The following is a 16,894-nucleotide window of genomic DNA, read 5'->3' as shown; positions in this document are numbered from 1 at the left end:
CGGGCCCGTTGCGTCCCTCGATACGCTCACTGCGTGAGCTACTCGGGATGAACGGAATTGGGTTGATGCCGCGTAGTGCCATTGTGGTTCTGCTTAGTCGGCCATCGCGTGCAGCGAAGCCGGCCTGTGATAGTTCTCGGCCATGCGCGTGATGTAGGCGTCGACGAACACGTGCATCTCCGCCGTGACTTCCTTGATGCGCGTGATCAGGTAGTTGTAGCCAAACAGCGCCGGGATCGCGACCGCCATGCCGGCGACCGTGGCGGCGAGCGCCGCCGAAATACCCGGCGCGATCGCGTTGACGTTGACCTCGCCCGCTGCGGCGACGCCGGCAAACGTGATCATCACGCCGACCACGGTGCCGAGCAGACCGATGAAGGGGCCGCCGGAAATCGCGATCGTCAGCAGCACCATCTGCGCGCTCAGCGCCTGCTGCTCGCGCACCAGGCTGGAGTCGATGGTCGCGCGTATCGCGTGGATCGACTGCGAGGACAGCACGCCTTTCTGCAAACCGACGCGGCTCTCGTCGTTGAGGCGCGAATGCAGCTCGTCGACGCCGACCTTGAACATGTGCACCAGCGGACTCTGCTTGAGCAGCGTGCGCTGCTTCGTGCTGATTTCCGTGCCTGCCAGTGCGGCACCACCGTCGAGTACCTGATGCAATGCGGCGAAGTCGTTGCCGGTTGCGCGATACAGGCCCAGGAACTCGCGATTGGCACGGCCGACGCCGTTGATCTGCGCGCCCTTGCGGTACATCACCACCCAGCTGACCAGCATCATCAGCATCAGGATGATGATCACCACCCAGCCGTCGAAGGTCACCGAGCCCATGATGATGCCGACGTAGCCGGTGCTCCACGACGAGGCGACTTCGTCGGTACCGAAGCCGACCAGCTTGTCTTCGGTGCCCTGGTTCAGCGCGGCCAGCTTGATCAGCGCCGGCGCACGCGCGACCTTGGAAATCTGCAGCTCGTCGATCTGGCCGTTGAACGCCGAGGCCGGCGAGGTATTCAGATCGCCGCCGAGCACCGCGGCGGTGTTCAGCGCCGGAATCGCCGCGTCGCCGCTGCCTTCTTCCTTGCCGTCGACATAGATCTTCGCCTTGCCGCGTACGGCGGTGACCGCGATGTGATGCCAGTGCTCGCTGTCGATGGCGGTGGTCGCGTCGATGTGTGCGGCCTCACCGGCGGCGCCGGTGATCGCCACGTAGGGCACGCCGCGCGCCAGCGCCAGCCGCACTGCGGCTTCGCCGTCGCGCTGCGAATAAATCACGCCGTCGGCTTCGGCAACGCCGGCCTTGACCCACATCGACCAGGTCGCTTCCGAGTTCGCCGCCAGTGCCAGCGACGGCGTCGCCGGCAGCGCGATCGACGCGAGGTCGACACGCGCGGCACCACCGATCAGGCCGCTGTCGACCGAGGCGAAATCGGCGACGCCACTGTTGCCGTTGCCGCTGGCGTCACCCGCCGGCTTGCCGCGCTCGGACAGATGCCAGACCAGCGTCTGGTAGGCGTCGTAAGTGCCGCGCGCATCGCCTTCGTTGGCTGCTTTGGGATTGCCGTAATACATCCAGATCGCGGCCGGCTCGCCCGGCTTCAGATGCGGGATCTGTACCCAGACGAAGGCCAGGTTGAAGACATCGTCGTAGCGCTCGATGTGGTACTTCAGCGGCGTCTTGTCGTCACCGGCGATGAAGCGCAGGTCGGCGCCTTCGGGCGCCGCGTCGGCGAAGCGGAACACGCCTTCGTGCAGGCGGATCAGCACCGGCACGCTGCTGGCCTCGGCACCGACAGCGGCGGTATCCAACGTGATCTGCTTGCGATACGCCCAGTCGTGGCTCCACCACGCGAACGCCGAGGTCGGCGCCAGCGTGAAGGCGGCGAACAGCATGATCAGCGCGCGCAGACCACGGCGGCGGGACGAGAATTTAGTGGCAAGATTGCGATTCATGGTCATGCTCATATGCAAGCTCAAAAGGAACCCTGGACACGGAACAGCACGCGGCTGTCGCCGTTTTGCGTAGACGGCCCGCCGTCGAGCGCGATCGCCCAGTCGACGCTGCCACTGAGGCTGGAAAGCAGCCGGAAATTGACGCCGGCGCCGCTGCTCAGCAGCGCGCTGGTGACCGGCGTGCCCGGCGTCGCGCGACGTAGTTTCAGCAGCGCGTCGTCGAAGAACACGAAGACCTGCAACTGGTCGAGCCAGCCATTGGCCAGTGAAGGGCTGCGCAGTTCCACGGTCTGCGACAGACCGTAGTCGCCGAGTGATTCCGCTTCGAAATAACCGCGCACGCTGTCGGCGCCGCCGGCCGAAAACTGCTCGTTGGTGACTAGCGGCTGATCGGTCCACTGGCCGTCGGTGCGCAGATAAGTTTCCATGCCCAGCGGCAGGCTCGCGGTATACGAGACACCGCCGCGCAGCGAGAACTGCTGGCCGCGCGTGAACGTGCGGCTGTTCTCCAGGTCGGCGGAACCGCTGCCGAGTTCCATCGACGCGAACGTCATCGTCAGATCGCTGGCCAGCAGCACACCGGGCTGATGCCAGATGTTGTTGTAGGCCAGGCTGAAGGGGAAATACTCCAGCGGCGTTTCGAAGCCGCTTTCGGCAAGTAGCACGCTGGTGCGGTAGTGCTTGTAGTCGACGCCGGCCGAGAACGACTGGTACAGCTCCTCGTCGCCAGGCAGCGTCCACAGGCCGCGCACGCCGATGGTGCGGCCCTTGCCGAGCACGTTGACGCCGCCGACGGTGGCGACGTCGCTGTCCGACTTCAGCGCGTTGATCAGCAGGCTGAAATTGCTGTCGTGAAAGCGCGCCAGATACGACCCGAAGAACACCTTGGCGTCGTCGGTGTGCTGCGGCGCGGTCTGATACGACAGCGACAGGCTGTGACCCTGCTGCCAAAGATTGTCGTAGGACAGCGAGGCGACGCTGCGCAGCGCGCTGGTGCCCTGGCTGCGACGGTTGTTGAGTTCAAGCGAGCCGTGCAGCGGCAGGTCGTCGCTGACGGCAAGATCGATGTCGACCGTGCCCGGCTTGCTGCCTGCTTTCAGTGCCGGCGTCACGCGCCGGTCCGGCAGCTGGTTCAGCGCGACGATGTCGTGCTTCACCTCGTCGAAGTCCGGCACCGTGCCTTCGGCCATCGCCGGCGCCTGCTCGCGGATCACATCCAGCGAGTGATAGCGGCTGCCGACGACGTTCAGATGCCCGACCTTGCTTTCGCTGACCAGCAGTTGCACCGAGCCGTCGCGGACGGTCTGCTTGGGGATCGACACCGACACGGTCTTGTAGCCCTGCTCGCGATAGACCGTCTCAAGCGCCTCGCGCGCGCGGTCGACGTCCTGCGGCGAACGGCCGGGGCCGACGAAGGGGTTCAAGGTGTCGACGATCAAGGCGTCGTCGAGCACCGAATTACCGTCGACGACGAACTCCATGATGTCGAGCTGCGCCGGCGCCGCGCTGGCGGCCGCCGACGGCGCGGCAGCCGGCGTCGGCTCCTCGGCACAGGCAAGGCCGCAGGCGCCGGCCAGCAGCACCGCACCCGCTAAAGAGAAAAATTCCCCGCTCAACGGCATTTCCCGAAAGACAATGACGGGCCGCCACGGCCGCGATCACGATCCGTGTCATGCGGACTGCGTTCGCCGGCTCCCGGCACGACCCCTGATTTTTTTTACGCATTTCCGAATGCAGCCGCGCGGACCACGGCACGGCCTTGTGCGCGCAGCGCATCAATCGCGGTGATTCCCCCTGCGATCGGATGACAGCATGGCGGCCGCAGATGACAGCTTGATGTAAGCGGCACGGCGCACGTCACGGATCTGCAATACAAGGCAGGCCCAATAGGCGGCTTCGGGGAGCACGACGGGCATCGCGGTGAGCAGCATCAAAAGCAGAAAGAGCAGCAGGCCGCCGGCCTTCGAGCTGCTCGACCAGGCGCTCGCCCGCTTCGGCGAGCAAAACTACGCCGCGGCCGGCGACATCGCCGCCAGAGGTCTCAAGCTGGCACCGCGCAACGGTGCGTTGTGGAACCTGGCCGCCGCCGCCGCGCTGCGGCTCGGCGACGCCGTGCGCGCCGAACAGGCCTGGCGCCAGGCGCTGATCGCCGAGCCGCGCAATCCGCTGTTCCACTCCAATCTGGCGATGCTGCTGGCCGAGCTGTCGCAACTGGAAGAAGCCGAGGCACTGTGCCGCCGCGCGCTGACGATCGAGCCGGGGCTGGCGATCGCGTATTTCAATCTGGGCGTGGTGCTGGCCAAGGCCGGGCGTCCGAAGGACGCCGAGCAGGCCTATACGAAGGTACTGGAGCTGGAGCCGCGCCACGAACAGGCCGGCTACAACCTCGGCGTGCTGCTGGCCCAACAGCGCCGCTATGCGGAAGCGGAATCGGCCTATCGCCAGGCGCTGGCGGTAGACCCGCGGCGCGTCGATGCGCGCGTCAACCTGGGCGTGGTGCTCGGCAGCCTGCAGCGCAGCGACGAAGCCGAGGCCTGCTTTCGCGAGGCCCTCGATCGCCAGCCCGACAACAGCGAGGCGATGCGCAATCTCGGCGGCGTGCTGATGCGCCAGAATCGGCGCGAGGAAGCCGATCGCTATTTTCACCAGTCCGGCAACATCCGCAGCTCGGTGGCGCAGGTGAACCTGGCGCTGATGATGAAGGCCAGGGGCCGTTACGATGAAGCCGAAGCCTGCTTGCAGGCGGCGCTGTCCGCCGATGGCGACAGTCTCAGCGCGCATATCTCGATGGGCGAGCTGCTAGACGATCAGGGCCGCCACGCAGCGGCGCTCGTCTGGTTCGAAAAGGCCATGCGGCTGCACCCGGACAGTGCCTTGCCGGTCGGTGCGATGGCGCATTCGCTGGCGCGCAGCGGCGAGCCCGATCAGGCCGAGCACTGGTTCCGTCTGGCGATCGCCAAGCCGCGCGACGCGGTGCTGAGCCGCATGGTCTTCGGCGCTTTCCTGCTGACGCAGGGCCGCTACGAGGAAGGCTTTGAACTTTACGAGGAGCGCTATTCGGCGCAGCGCAGCGATCCCTTTCAGCGTCCGCCGGATACCGACACACCGCGCTGGACCGGGCAGGATCTGCAGGGACGCTCGATCGTGATCTGGCCCGAGCAGGGCTACGGCGACCAGATCCAGTTCTGCCGCTATGCCGCACTGCTGAAAGCGCGCGGCGCGTCGCATGTGGCACTGGTCACGCACGATGCGCTGATCGAGCTGTTCAGCAGCCTGGAAGCCGTCGACGAGGTGCTGAGCTTCCTGCAGTTCAAGCAGCGTCGCGACGCCTACGATTACTGGAGCTACGTGATGAGTCTGCCGCTGCACTGCGGCACGCGCATCGACGATGTGCCGGCGCGGCTGCCGTATCTGGCGGCGCCGGCGCAGCGGCTGCAGCACTGGCGCGAGTGTCTGCCGCAGCAAGGGATTCGCGTCGGCCTGGTGTGGAAAGGCAGCGCCGGCCACAGCAACGACATCAACCGCTCGTTGCCCGGCCTGACCGCGCTGGCACCGCTGTGGACGGTTCCGGGCATCGCCTTCGTCAGCCTGCAAAAAGGCCAGGGGGAAGACGAAGCCGCGGCACCGCCACCGTCGCAGCCGCTGCTCGACCTGGGCTCGCAGATCCGCGACTTCGCCGACACCGCGGCGATCGTGCAGCAGCTCGATCTGGTGATCTGCGTGGACACCGCGGTCGCGCATCTGGCCGGCGCGCTGAACAAACCATGCTGGGTCCTGCTGCCGATGCAGATCGACTGGCGCTGGCAACAGCAGCGGCCCGACTCACCCTGGTATCCGCAGGTGCTGCGCCTGTTCCGCCAGAGCCGGGCCGGCGACTGGAGCGAGCCGCTGCGGGCGCTGAGCGCCGAACTCGTTGATTGGGCTGCGGACGCATTTGAAAAAAATATTAGCTCATCGCCAACCGTCATTTGACTGCAACCAGACGCTGTTAGCTTCCCCGCGCTTGGCGCTTTATGCGTTGCGCCTTGCTGGCGCCCGCTGCCCGGTTTCCGTCGGAATTCTTCTATCAGTATGGAGTTACCCTAGTGCTCAATATCACTTTTAAACGCAGCGCCCTGGCCATGATGGCCGCGGCTTTCCTTTCACCGGTTGCGATGGCCGACATCGGCGGCGGCGGCGCAACCCTGCCGGCGAAGGCCTATCACGGCGACAACGCCTCGAGCACCGCCAGCGGCCCGCGTCTGTCGTCGCCGGCCCCGGGCTCGCTGTTCGGCGAAGCCCTGCCGCTGACCACTCAGTCGTACTGCCAGACCGGTTCCGGTGGCGGCCGCAGCGTGCTGACCGGCAGCAGCGGCAACACCAATGCCAGCCGCCCCTGCCCGACCACGTTCACCGATGCGTTCGTCAACGGCACCAGCGGCTTCTCCGCGCCGAGCACCGACGCCGACTTCGCCGGCTCCGATGCCCCCGCCGGCACCGGCGACTTCAACTCCTTCATCACCAACAAGGCCTCGCACGAGCAGATGACGCAGTTCCCGTCGATCGCCGGCCTGATTTCGGTGATCGCCAACACGCCGGGCGCCGGCAGCAAGGGCGTGTATCTGACCGAAGCCGAAGTCTGCAACGTGTTCGCCGGCAAGATCACCAACTGGAGCCAGCTCTCCAAGCAGAACGGCCTGGCCTTCCCGAGCGCGCCGATCAAGCTGGTCTACCGCTCCGACAGCAGCGGCACCTCGTTCGCTTTCAGCAACCACTTGAACTGGGTCTGCCAGGACGCCGCGCTGGCGCAGACGTTGGCCCCGGGCGCCGCCTCGCTGCCGTTCGCGGTCGCCAACAACTTCAGCGTGCAGAGCGTCTTCGCCAGCGCCTTCCCGGGCGCCGTGGTGCCGACCGGTGCGATCGGCGCCAGCGGCAATCCGGGCGTGGCCTCGGCCGTTGACGCCAACGACGGCGCGATCGGCTACGCCGAAGCCGCCAACGCTGCGGCTCTGGGCTCGGCGAACGTCACGGCAGCCCTGATTGCCGCGGTGGACACCGCTGCCGAATTGAACCCGCAGGACGGCACCGCTACGCCGCGCAACACGGCGCTCTACACCAGCGCGGTGAAGAACAGCAAGCTGTTCACGATCCCGGCCAGCTTCGTCGACAAGGATGGTCAGACCTACAACAGCGCCTATGGTGACCGCGCACTGCAGTCCAACAATGTCAGCTTCGGCCGTCCGGTCGGTCTGGGCACCGCACTGACCTCGACCCAGGCTCCGCATGCCAATTGCGTGGTTCTGGTTCAGCCGGGCGCCTATGCAACCTCGGTTTACAAGACCTCGGGTGTTCCGACCAGCGGCTACGCCAGCTACCCGATCGCCGCGGTGACCTACCTGATGGGCAACTACGCGCTCAATGGCAGCACCGACGACGTGCGCGCGCTGCTGGGTTCGCCGTACAACACCGCCCTGCGCGGCTCGATCACGACGGTCGGCAAGAACACCGGCTACTCGTACCTGTCCGACGTCAAGGTCAAGCCGCTCAGCGGCGTCGGTGCGTACTTCGTGAATCAGGACCTGATCAACTCCTGCACCAACTAAGCCACGACGAACGGGCCGCCGCCAGGCGGCCCGCTTCGCAGGCTGTCGTTATTGACCCCCGCCGTGGCGACACGGCGGGGGTTTTTTTGTTGGGGCCTGGTTGACCACCGTCGATCGACGAGACCCGGCACGGCTATTCGAGCGATTTTCGCCCTATTGGACAGGCCGGATGGCGCAACCCCGGCTCTTGATGATCCACCACAAAAGACGGCGGGTCGCGACCCGCCCTATGCAAGCCGTTGCGCCAGGATTCTGCGCGGCGCGCGCTATCCGCTGGCGGCGACTCAAACGATCGTCGCTCTATTCGACCGGTGTCGTGGCGCGGGTGTCGGCGCAAGCGCATTCGCGGCGAAGACGGCGGGTCATGATCCGCCCTGCAAAAGAATGGCGCTGTTGTAGCGCGGGTCGCGACCCGCCATTTTGTTCCATACACGGGCAACAAAAAGGCGGGCCGAGGCCCGCCTTTTTTTAAACGCCGCGACGTATCAGCTGCCGCGCCTGTGCATTGCGGCTCGCATCATCGCGGCTGCGAGCAGCACCGCCAGCCAACGCGGATCCACCGCACCGCCGCCGCCCTTGCCCGATGATCCCGAGCCCTCATCGTCGGCGTTGGCATCGGTGATCACGATCGAGGCGCTGCTGGGGTTGTCGAGCGTGACGCCGCCGGTGGGACTGCTCAGTACCACGCTGAAGTTCTCGGCCCCTTCAACGCTGGAATCACGCAGGATCTGCACGGCGATGGTCTTGGGCTCCATGTCACCGTCGGCCCAGGTCAGGCGGCCGCTACTGGCGATGTAGTCCGCACCGGAAACCGCCTGGCCGTTGACGGTGCTGTAGGCCACCGACACGGTGCCTTCGCTGCTGCCGCCGCGCACCACGGCGATGGCGATGCTGCCAGCCGCCTCGTCGACTTCGTAGGCCGATGCGCCGAAGCGCAGGCCGCCGGAGAACGCGACCTCGTCGTCGGCAATGGTGATCGTGGTGCTTGCCGGGCCGCCGAGCGTGGCGCCACCGGTGGGCTCGCTCAGCGCGACGCTGAAGGTTTCGTCGCCTTCAAAGGCCGCGTCGTCGATGATCTGGATCGTCAGCACACGCGGCGTCGCATCGCCGGCCGCCCAGCTCAGCGTACCGCTGTTGGCGTTGTAGTCGCTGCCGCTGACTGCGGTGCCCTGGTTGGTGGAATAGCGCGCCGTCACCGCGTTGTCGGTGCCGCCGACGCGAATCACCGTGAGCTTGACCACGCCGGTGTTCTCGGCAGCGCGGTACGCGGCGGCCTCGAACTGCAGCGCACCGGGGCGCACCTCGTTGTCGAGGATCGTCACCGTCGCGGCGGCGGGCGTGCCCTGCGTTGCACCGCCGGAGACGCTGCCGAGCTGCACCGTGAAGGTTTCCGGCGTGCTTTCGTAGTCGCTGTCGTCGACGATCGGGACGACGATGCGCTTGGGCTCGGCGTCGCCGTCGGCCCAGTTCAGCGTGCCACTGACCGCGGTGTAGTCGCCCGGGCTGAGCGCGCTTGCGTCGCTGCTGGCGTAGTCGACCGATACCGCGCCATCGCTGCCGCCGCTGCGCAGCACGCTGATGCTGACGCTGCCGCCGTCTTCGGCGACCGAGAATGCCGAGTCGCTGAGCTGCAGGCTGCCGCGCATCACCTCGTCGTCGACCAGCGTGATCGTCGCGCTGGACGGCGTGCCCAGGCGCGCACCACCGCTCGGCGAACTCAATGCGAAGCCGAACGCCTCGCGGCCTTCATACAGGCTGTCCTGCAGGATCGCGATGTCGACGGTCTTCGGCGCGCTGTCGCCGGCCGCCCAACTGAGCGTGCCGCCGGCCGCGGTAAAGTCGACGTTGCTGGTCGCCGTGCCGGCGCTGGTGGCGTAGCGCACCGTCACCGCGCCGTCGCTGCCGTTGGCGCGCGTCACGGTGACGCGCAGCGCACCGCCGTCCTCGCGCACTTCGTAGCTGGACACGTCGAGCTGCAGGCTGCCGCTGGCGGCGACGTCGTTGTCGGTGATGGTCACCGTGGCGCTGGCCGGGCTTCCGAGCAGCGCGCCGCCGGTGGCCGATCCCAGCGAGACGCCGAAAGTTTCCGCGCCTTCGAACAGGCTGTCGTCGATGATCGGAACGCTGATGGTCCTGGCCGACACGTCGCCGTCGGCCCAGCTCAGCGTGCCGCTCGCCAGGGTGTAGTCGCCGCCCGCAGTCGCCGTGCCGTTATTGGTCGTGTACTGCACGCTCACGGCGCCGTCGCTGCCGATGTCGCGCAGCACGGTGACACTGAGAGTGCCGGCATTTTCGGCCACCGTGTAGCTGGAGGCGCCGAGTTTGATCACGCCCGGCTGCGCTGCCTCGTCGTCGACGATGGTCGCGGTCGCCGCCTTGATTTCACCCAGGCTCGCGCCGCTGGCGCCACTCAGCACCAGATTGAAGGTTTCGTTGCCTTCGACCGCAGCGTCATTGCCGATCGTGACCGTGAAGCTCTTGCTGGCCGCGTCGCCGTCGGCCCAGCTCAGCGTGCCGCTGCTGGTCTGGTAGTCGCTGCCGGCGGTGGCGCTGCCGGGGCTGGTCGCATAATTCACCGAGGCCGCACCGTCGCTGCCGCCGGCACGCGTGACATTCACCACCAGGCTGCCGGCGGACTCGTCGACGAAGTAGGTTGCGGCATCGAACTGCAGCGTGCCCGGACGTGCGGCGTCGTCGTTGGTGATCGTGATCGTTGCGCTCGCGGGCGTTCCCAGCGCAGCGCCGCTGGCGTTGCCCAGATTCAGCGTGAAGTTCTCGTCCGGCTCGAGCTGCTCGTCATTCATGATCGTCAGCTCAATGGTCTTGTCGGCGCTGTCACCATCGGCCCAGTTCAGCGTGCCGCTGACCGCGGTGTAATCGCTACCGGCCGTGGCGCTGCCGTTGCCGGTCGCGTAGTCGACCGCGGCTGCGCCGCTGCTACCACCGCTGCGACTGACCGTGATGCTGACGCTGCCTGCGCTTTCCACTACGTTGTAAGCCGCCGCACTCAACGCCAGGCTGCCGGGCGCGATCACGACCGGCGTGCCGATCTTGGCGACGAAGGCGTCGAGTCCGCCGCCGCTGGCAGCCTGGAACGGCGCCTGTGTATGGAAGTTGGTCAACGACTGGGTGACGCCGGCGATGTAGATATTGCCGAGCGTATCAACCGCGATGCCGAGGCCCTGCTCGGTGCTGCTGCCACCCAGCAAGGTGCCGAATACCAAGCTGCTGACATCGGCAGCGAACTGCGACACGAAAGCCTCGCTGCCCCCGGCAGAGGCGGCCTGTACCGGATCCTTGACCGGAAAATCAGCGGAGCTGCTATAGCCGACCACGTCGATCAGGCCGCTGCCGTCGATCGCAATGCCATGGCCGACATCGCTACTGGCGCCGCCGAGAAAGCTGCTGTAGTCCAGCGTGCCGTCGGCGGCAATGATGCTGACGAAGGCATCGCTGCTGCCGCCGATCGTGGCATCCAATGCCGACTTGGTCGGGAAGTTCGCGGAGCCAGTGCTGCCGGTGAGGTAGGCGCGGCCCGCGCCGCTGACCGCGATCGCGTATGCCGTGTCGGTGCCGCTGCCGCCCAGATACGTGCTGTAGCGCAGTGCCTGGCCGTTTGCGGCAAGCGACGCGACGAAGGCATCGGTGCCGCCGCCACTGCTGCCCTGTAGCGCCGACTGCAGCGGAAAGTCGGTCGACTGCGTAATGCCGGTCACATAGGCCTGCTGCGAGGCGCCCACCGCAATCGCATAGGCCAGTTCGTTGCCGCTGCCGCCGAGCAACGTGCTGTACGCCAGACTCTGGCCGTCGGCCGCGAACTTGGTTACGAAGGCGTCCGCGGCGCTGCCCGAGCCGGGCGTGGTCTGCACCGCGCCCGGCGTGGTCGGGAACAGCACCGCCGTGGTCGGGTTATCCGGATCGCTGTTGCTGGTGTGAACCGAACTGGTACGGCCGGCGACATAAAACGCGCCGCCGGAGTCGAGCGCGATCGAATAGCCGACGTCCGATCCATACTGCGCGTTGTCGTCGTCGCTGCCGCCGAGATAGCTGCTGTAGACCAGGGTCTGGCCGTCGGCGCTGATGCGGCTGACGAAGGCGTCGCTGGCCGTGACTTCGGGATCGGTGTTGCCGGAGCGGTTCGGATACAGCGCCGCACTGACAGGAAAATCGACCGAGTTGGTGGAACCGGTGATGTAGGCCTCTCCCGCGGTATTCAAGGCGATGCCGAAGCCCTGATCGCTACCGCTGCCGCCCAGATACGTGCTGTACACCAGGCTCTGGCCATCGGCGGCGAACTTGCTGACGAACACATCGAAGGTGCCACCATCGGCCGCATGCGCCGGCTGGCGCGGCGACTGCGTCGGGAAGTTGGCCGATTGTGTACTGCCGATGACGTAGAGCTCGCCCTTGGCGTTGACGGCGATGCCGTAGGTGCCACCGCTGGCGAAGTCGTTGCCGCTGCCGCCCAGATAACTGCTGTAGATCAGCACCGGATCGATCACCAGCGCGCGATTGCGATCGTAGTCGCCGAGCTCAAACGCGACATCGACCGCGTCGGCATGCCGTCGATAGGTATAGCGGCCGGCGACCGCGCTGCGCTGGCCGCCGATATTCTGGTAGACCTCGGGCTTCTTCAACGTGACATCGCCGCCTGCGGTATGCAGCAGCAACTCACCCCGCGCCGACAGCGTGGCGCCGCTGACACCGGAATAACGCATCCGGATCTGGCGTGGATCGGCCTGCGGCGCGAGTTCGAAATCGTATTCGAGTTGACCCTGCGTGCCGTAGTAGACCAGGTCCACGCCCGGGTAGACCTGCTGGTAGCGCACGCGGCCGAAATGCTCGACGCCGTGTACCCAGCGCGCGGCATCCTTGCCGTGGAAGTAGTGGCTGCGACCCGGCTGCAGCTGTTCGGCCAGCACCCGCGACTGCGACTGCGCCCCGAGCAAACGCGAACGAACCACGGCGGTCGTGTCGGCGGACGAGGCATGGCGTGCGCGCAGGCTCAGCACGGTTTCATCGTCGGTCAGGAACAGGCGGTAGCCCTGCCCCTGCGCCAGGTAGCGCACCGGCGCATCGAACTGGCCGCGATTGGCTTCGAAACCCAGCGGCAGCTGGCCGTAGTTTGCGGCGAGCTGCGCCTTGTGATCGACCGCTGCACCGGCCGTCGCCAGGGCCGTCGGCGCGATCAGCAGCGCCGGCGCACACAGCAGCAGACGCTTGACGACAGCGCTCATCAGCATCGGGAACACGGACTTCGACATGGCGTTTTTCACGTGGGGCTCGTTGCAGTGACGGCAGTGCGCGCCGCTGCGGGTTTCATTGATTCACCGACACTGCTGTTGGGTACGCAGGCGTCGTTTTATTTCTTGATCGACCGCGGCTCGCTGGCCAAGGCCAAGCGCCGAGCTCGGCCCCGCCGATTGCCGGCGACGTCGTGTCGTCAAAGGCATAGCGGCAAGCGCCGGCCCTGAGCACGGAGCCCGCATAACAATTTCAAGAGTTCCCCTCTCACGGCTATACCCGAAAGACCGAATGCTGGTTGGCGCAGCTGGAATCACCAAACTGCAAGCAGAAGGCGCGCCGACACGATGACGGACGCGGTCGCCGATGAGCATGACCCAAACCAGGCGCCGTATCCGCACGGTCCGCAGTTGCGCAGCACAGGCCGCCGCGAATTCCGAACGGTCCACCTCAATCATGGCGCGATCAGATGACAGCTTGATGTAGGCGCGCCGATCCATCAACCGCCTTGCTCGGTGAAACGCTCGCATCGGCGGTGGTGGCGCGCCGACGCACGTCGAGTGCGCGCGGGTCGTCGTCGAGATCGGCCGCGGCAGGCGGCGAAGAAAGCCGGAGCCGTCTCGAAAACTTCATTGGAGCGCAATGCTGCGCTGCTAGTTTGCCGGCGCTCGGTGACCGCTCGGGACGACGGCAACACCGACGGCTTGTTCTTCGATAACGCTGCATCACTCAGGGAGTTGTAATGACCAAGATCAATTTCAAACGCTGCGCGCTGGCCGTTGTGGCCGCTGCATCCTTCAGCCCCATCGCAATGGCCGATATCGGCGGCGGCGGCGCCACCCTGCCGGCCAAGGGCTATCAGGGCGCGAGCGCGTCCAGCACCGCGACCGGCCCCCGTCTGTCGTCCCCGGTTCCGGGTTCGCTGTTCTACGAAGCGCTGCCGCTGGTCACGCAGTCCTATTGCCAGACCGGCTCCGGCGGCGGCCGCAGCGTGCTGATCGGCAGCAACGGCAACACCAATGCCAGCCGCCCCTGCCCGGCCACGTTCACCGATGCCTTCGTCAACGGCACCAGCGGCTTCTCCGCGCCGAGCACCGACGCCGACTTCGCCGCCTCCGATGCGCCGGCCAGCCCGGGCGATTTCGATGCCTTCGTCACCAACAAGGCTGCGCACGAGCAGCTGGTGCAGTTCCCGGCCGTGGCCGGCACGGTTGCGGTCATCGCCAACCCGCCGGGCACCAGCGTCGATACGCCCTACTTCACCGAAGCCGAGCTGTGCAACATCTTCGCTGGCAAGATCACCAACTGGAACCAGCTCGCCAACAAGAGCGGCTCGCCGTACTCGAGCACGCTGATCACCATCGTCTACCGCTCCGACAGCAGCGGCACGACGTTCGGTTTCAGCAACCACTTGAACAAAGTCTGCCAGGACGCTTCGCTGGCGCAGACCCTGTCGCCGCTGGCCACCGCGCTGCCGTTCACCCCGGCCAGTGCCAACTTCAGCGTGCAGAGCGTGTTCGCCTCGGCCTTCCCGGGCGGCGTCGTTCCGGCTCATGTCATCGCCGCCAGCGGCAACCCGGGCGTCACCTCGGCCGTCGAAGCCACCAATGGCGCGATCGGCTATGCGGAAATGGCCAACGTGCTCTCCCTGGCGAAGCCGAACAACGTCATCCCGGTCCGCGTCGCCGCGGTCGACACCGTTGCCGAACTCAATCCCCGCGATTCCGCACCTAAGGCGCGCACGCAGTCGCTGTACCGCAGCGCGGCCAACCCGACCAACTCGTTCACGATTCCGACCACGTTCACCGACGTGGACGGCAGCGTGCTGAGCGGCACCTACACCGGCCGCGCTCTGCAGGGCAACAATGCCACCTACGGCCGCCCCACTGGCGTGCCGACGGCGCTGAACACTACCCAGGCCCCGCATCCGAACTGCGTCGCCCTGGTCCACCCGGGCGCTTATGCCACCTCGGCGTACAACACGGCCGGCACCCCGAGCAGCGGCTACAAGAGCTACCCGATCGTTGCCGTCAGCTACCTGCTGGGTAACTTCGCGCTCAACGGCGATGCCAACGACATGGCCACGCTGCTCGGCTCGCCGTACAACGTCGCGCTGCGCGTCGCCAACGGCGGCCCCGTGACCACGATCGGCAGCAACACCGGCTACTACTACCTGACCTCGCCGGTCGTTGCGACCACGCTGACTAACTCGTCGGTGACGATCAACCAGGCCCGCGTCGACGCCTGCATCAACTAAGAAACTAAGAAACTAAGAAACGGAAAGAGCCGCCGAAAGGCGGCTCCTTTTCCAAACTCTGTACCGCTTTTGGTGGTTGCTCTGCCCCTTCCGAGGAAACTCGGAAGGGGCTTTTTTTGTCCTGCAGCCGCGCGGAGACAGGTAGTTGCTGAGCGCAGATCAGCGTCAGTGCGGCCGGTGAGTGCAGGCGATTTCAACGGCGCGACCTGGGACTTTGCCGGGTTTCACAAGGCTTCATGGCAGCGACCCGCACAAGAGCCGCTCCCGTATCGAATCGTTCCTGCTAGTTGACGCAGGCGTCGACGCGCGCCTGATTCAACGTCAGCGCGGAGCCGGTCAGCGTAGCCGCGACCACTGGTGCCGTCAGGTAGTAGTAGCCCGTGTTATCCCAGATCGAGGTCACGGGACCGCCATTACCCACGCGCAGCGCGACGTTGTAAGGCGAGCCGATCAAGCTGGCCATGTCGTTGGCGTTGCCGTTCAGAGCGAAGTTACCCAACAGGTAGCTGATGGCAATGATCGGGTAGCTCTTGTAGCCACTGCTCGGCGAACCGGCGGTGTTGTAGGCCGAAGTGGCGTAGGCGCCGGGATGCACGAGGAAGACGCAATTCGGGTGCGGAGCCTGGGTGGCGGTCAGTGCCGTCGGCACGCCGACAGGCCGCCCATAGCGGCTATCGTTGGCCGACAGCGCGCGACCGGTGTAGGTGCCACTCAGCACGCTACCGTCCACGTCAGTGAATGTGCTCGGAATCTGGAACTGGTGAGAGGCGGTGTACGACTTGATATACCACCCGCGACGCGACCTAACGACCCCATCTGTGGGATCGAGTTCGGAGGCCGGATCGAATGGGCTGATACGGATCAAAGTGACGGGCACGGGATCACGAAGGTAGGCCGTCTCCGCATAACCGATCGTGCCGTCGGTGGCCGAGACGGTAGCGAGCATGCCGGCGTTTCCGCTGGCTGCCAGCGCATGAGCGGGGACAACGCCACCCGGAAAGGCATTGGCGAACAGGCTCTGAACAGTAAAATTGCTGCCACTCGGAAACGGGAGAGGCGACGCGACCGGGGATAACTTCTGCGCCAACGAGGCGTCCTGGCAAACCTTGTTCAGGTGATTGCTGAAACTGAAGGAGGTGCCGCTATTGTCGGAGCGATAGACGATCGTGATCGGCATATCGTGGAACGGCCGTCCGTTTATATCAACGAGTTGGTTCCAGTTGGTGATCTTGCCGGAAAAGATATTGCAGAGTTCCGCTTCGGTTAAATGGGTTGGCCACCCCTTAGTCTGAGAGCGAGCGATCACCGTAATCGAACCCGCCAGCGCCGGGAACTGGACCAGTTGCTCATGCACGCCCTTGTTGCGGATGAACGCGTCGAAATCCACGAGGCTGGCGGGTGCGTCCGAGGCAGCAAAATCCGCATCGCTGCTCGGTGCCGAGAAGCCGCTGATCCCATTGAAAAAGTCATCACTGAAACTCGCGGGACAAGATCGGCTGGCGTCGGTGTTGCCGCTGCTACCCACCATTATGCTGCGGCCGGCGCCGGAACCGGTCTGACAGTAGCTTTGCGTAACCGCCGGCAGCGCTTCATAGAACAGCGAGCCCGGCAGCGGAGTCGATAGACGGGGACCCGACACGGGCACGACAGCACTAGAGCCTTGATAAGCCTTTGCCGGCAACGTCGAGCCGCCTCCACCGATGTCCGCCATTGCAACCGGCGAAAGCAAGATGGCAGTCGTTGCGGATACGCTGAGCAAATTCAAGCGGCATGAGTGCATGGCATTCCCCAGTAGCGCCGGCCCGTGGATTCGACGGGCCGGGCTCCTCGCCAGCCGAATGACACTGAGCCTGCAGTCTAG

General features: G+C 65.9%; 9 protein-coding genes. 3 read left to right on the top strand and 6 right to left on the bottom strand.

Annotation, left to right across the window (positions count from 1 at the left end):
• Positions 1–93: 93 nt before the first annotated feature.
• The 3 genes from ACQZF9_RS08105 to ACQZF9_RS08095 all read right to left on the bottom strand — a co-directional run bounded on the left by ACQZF9_RS08105 (position 94) and on the right by ACQZF9_RS08095 (position 3,881).
• The gene (locus ACQZF9_RS08105; protein ID WP_428312732.1) at positions 94–1,950 is read right to left on the bottom strand and encodes a DUF2341 domain-containing protein; all 1,857 of its coding nucleotides are present in this window, start codon (positions 1,948–1,950) and stop codon (positions 94–96) included.
• Between the two features lie 20 nt (positions 1,951–1,970).
• Positions 1,971–3,566, bottom strand: a complete 1,596-nt coding sequence (locus ACQZF9_RS08100; RefSeq protein ID WP_428312731.1) for a ShlB/FhaC/HecB family hemolysin secretion/activation protein — start codon at positions 3,564–3,566, stop codon at positions 1,971–1,973.
• Positions 3,567–3,725: 159 nt separating this feature from the next.
• On the bottom strand, positions 3,726–3,881 hold the full coding sequence (locus ACQZF9_RS08095; RefSeq protein ID WP_428312730.1) for a hypothetical protein: 156 nt from the start codon (positions 3,879–3,881) through the stop codon (positions 3,726–3,728).
• Between ACQZF9_RS08095 and ACQZF9_RS08090 the strand changes: the two genes are divergently transcribed.
• Complete coding sequence (locus ACQZF9_RS08090) at positions 3,871–5,922, top strand: tetratricopeptide repeat protein (protein ID WP_428312729.1); 2,052 nt, start codon at positions 3,871–3,873, stop codon at positions 5,920–5,922. The two genes, ACQZF9_RS08095 and ACQZF9_RS08090, sit on opposite strands and share 11 nt — an antisense overlap.
• Before the next feature lie 149 nt (positions 5,923–6,071).
• On the top strand, positions 6,072–7,532 hold the full coding sequence (locus ACQZF9_RS08085; protein ID WP_428312728.1) for a substrate-binding domain-containing protein: 1,461 nt from the start codon (positions 6,072–6,074) through the stop codon (positions 7,530–7,532).
• A 485-nt stretch (positions 7,533–8,017) separates the two neighbouring features.
• On the opposite strand, the gene ACQZF9_RS08080 is transcribed toward ACQZF9_RS08085, so the two are convergent.
• Positions 8,018–12,796: a Calx-beta domain-containing protein gene (locus ACQZF9_RS08080; protein ID WP_428312727.1), complete on the bottom strand. Its 4,779-nt coding sequence runs from the start codon at positions 12,794–12,796 to the stop codon at positions 8,018–8,020.
• A 445-nt stretch (positions 12,797–13,241) separates the two neighbouring features.
• Positions 13,242–13,409 carry a hypothetical protein gene (locus ACQZF9_RS08075; protein ID WP_428312726.1) on the bottom strand — a complete coding sequence of 56 codons (168 nt, stop codon included), beginning with the start codon at positions 13,407–13,409 and terminating at the stop codon, positions 13,242–13,244.
• A gap of 109 nt (positions 13,410–13,518) precedes the next feature.
• Between ACQZF9_RS08075 and ACQZF9_RS08070 the strand changes: the two genes are divergently transcribed.
• Positions 13,519–15,033: a substrate-binding domain-containing protein gene (locus ACQZF9_RS08070; protein ID WP_428312725.1), complete on the top strand. Its 1,515-nt coding sequence runs from the start codon at positions 13,519–13,521 to the stop codon at positions 15,031–15,033.
• A 283-nt stretch (positions 15,034–15,316) separates the two neighbouring features.
• Here ACQZF9_RS08070 and ACQZF9_RS08065 read toward each other — a convergent pair whose 3' ends face one another.
• The gene (locus ACQZF9_RS08065) at positions 15,317–16,762 is read right to left on the bottom strand and encodes a substrate-binding domain-containing protein (protein ID WP_428312724.1); all 1,446 of its coding nucleotides are present in this window, start codon (positions 16,760–16,762) and stop codon (positions 15,317–15,319) included.
• Positions 16,763–16,894: the final 132 nt, after the last annotated feature.

The sequence above is a fragment of the Hydrocarboniphaga sp. genome (genome assembly GCF_965279055.1).
Lineage (GTDB): Bacteria > Pseudomonadota > Gammaproteobacteria > Nevskiales > Nevskiaceae > Hydrocarboniphaga.
This window is presented reverse-complemented; position numbering and strand designations above follow the sequence as displayed.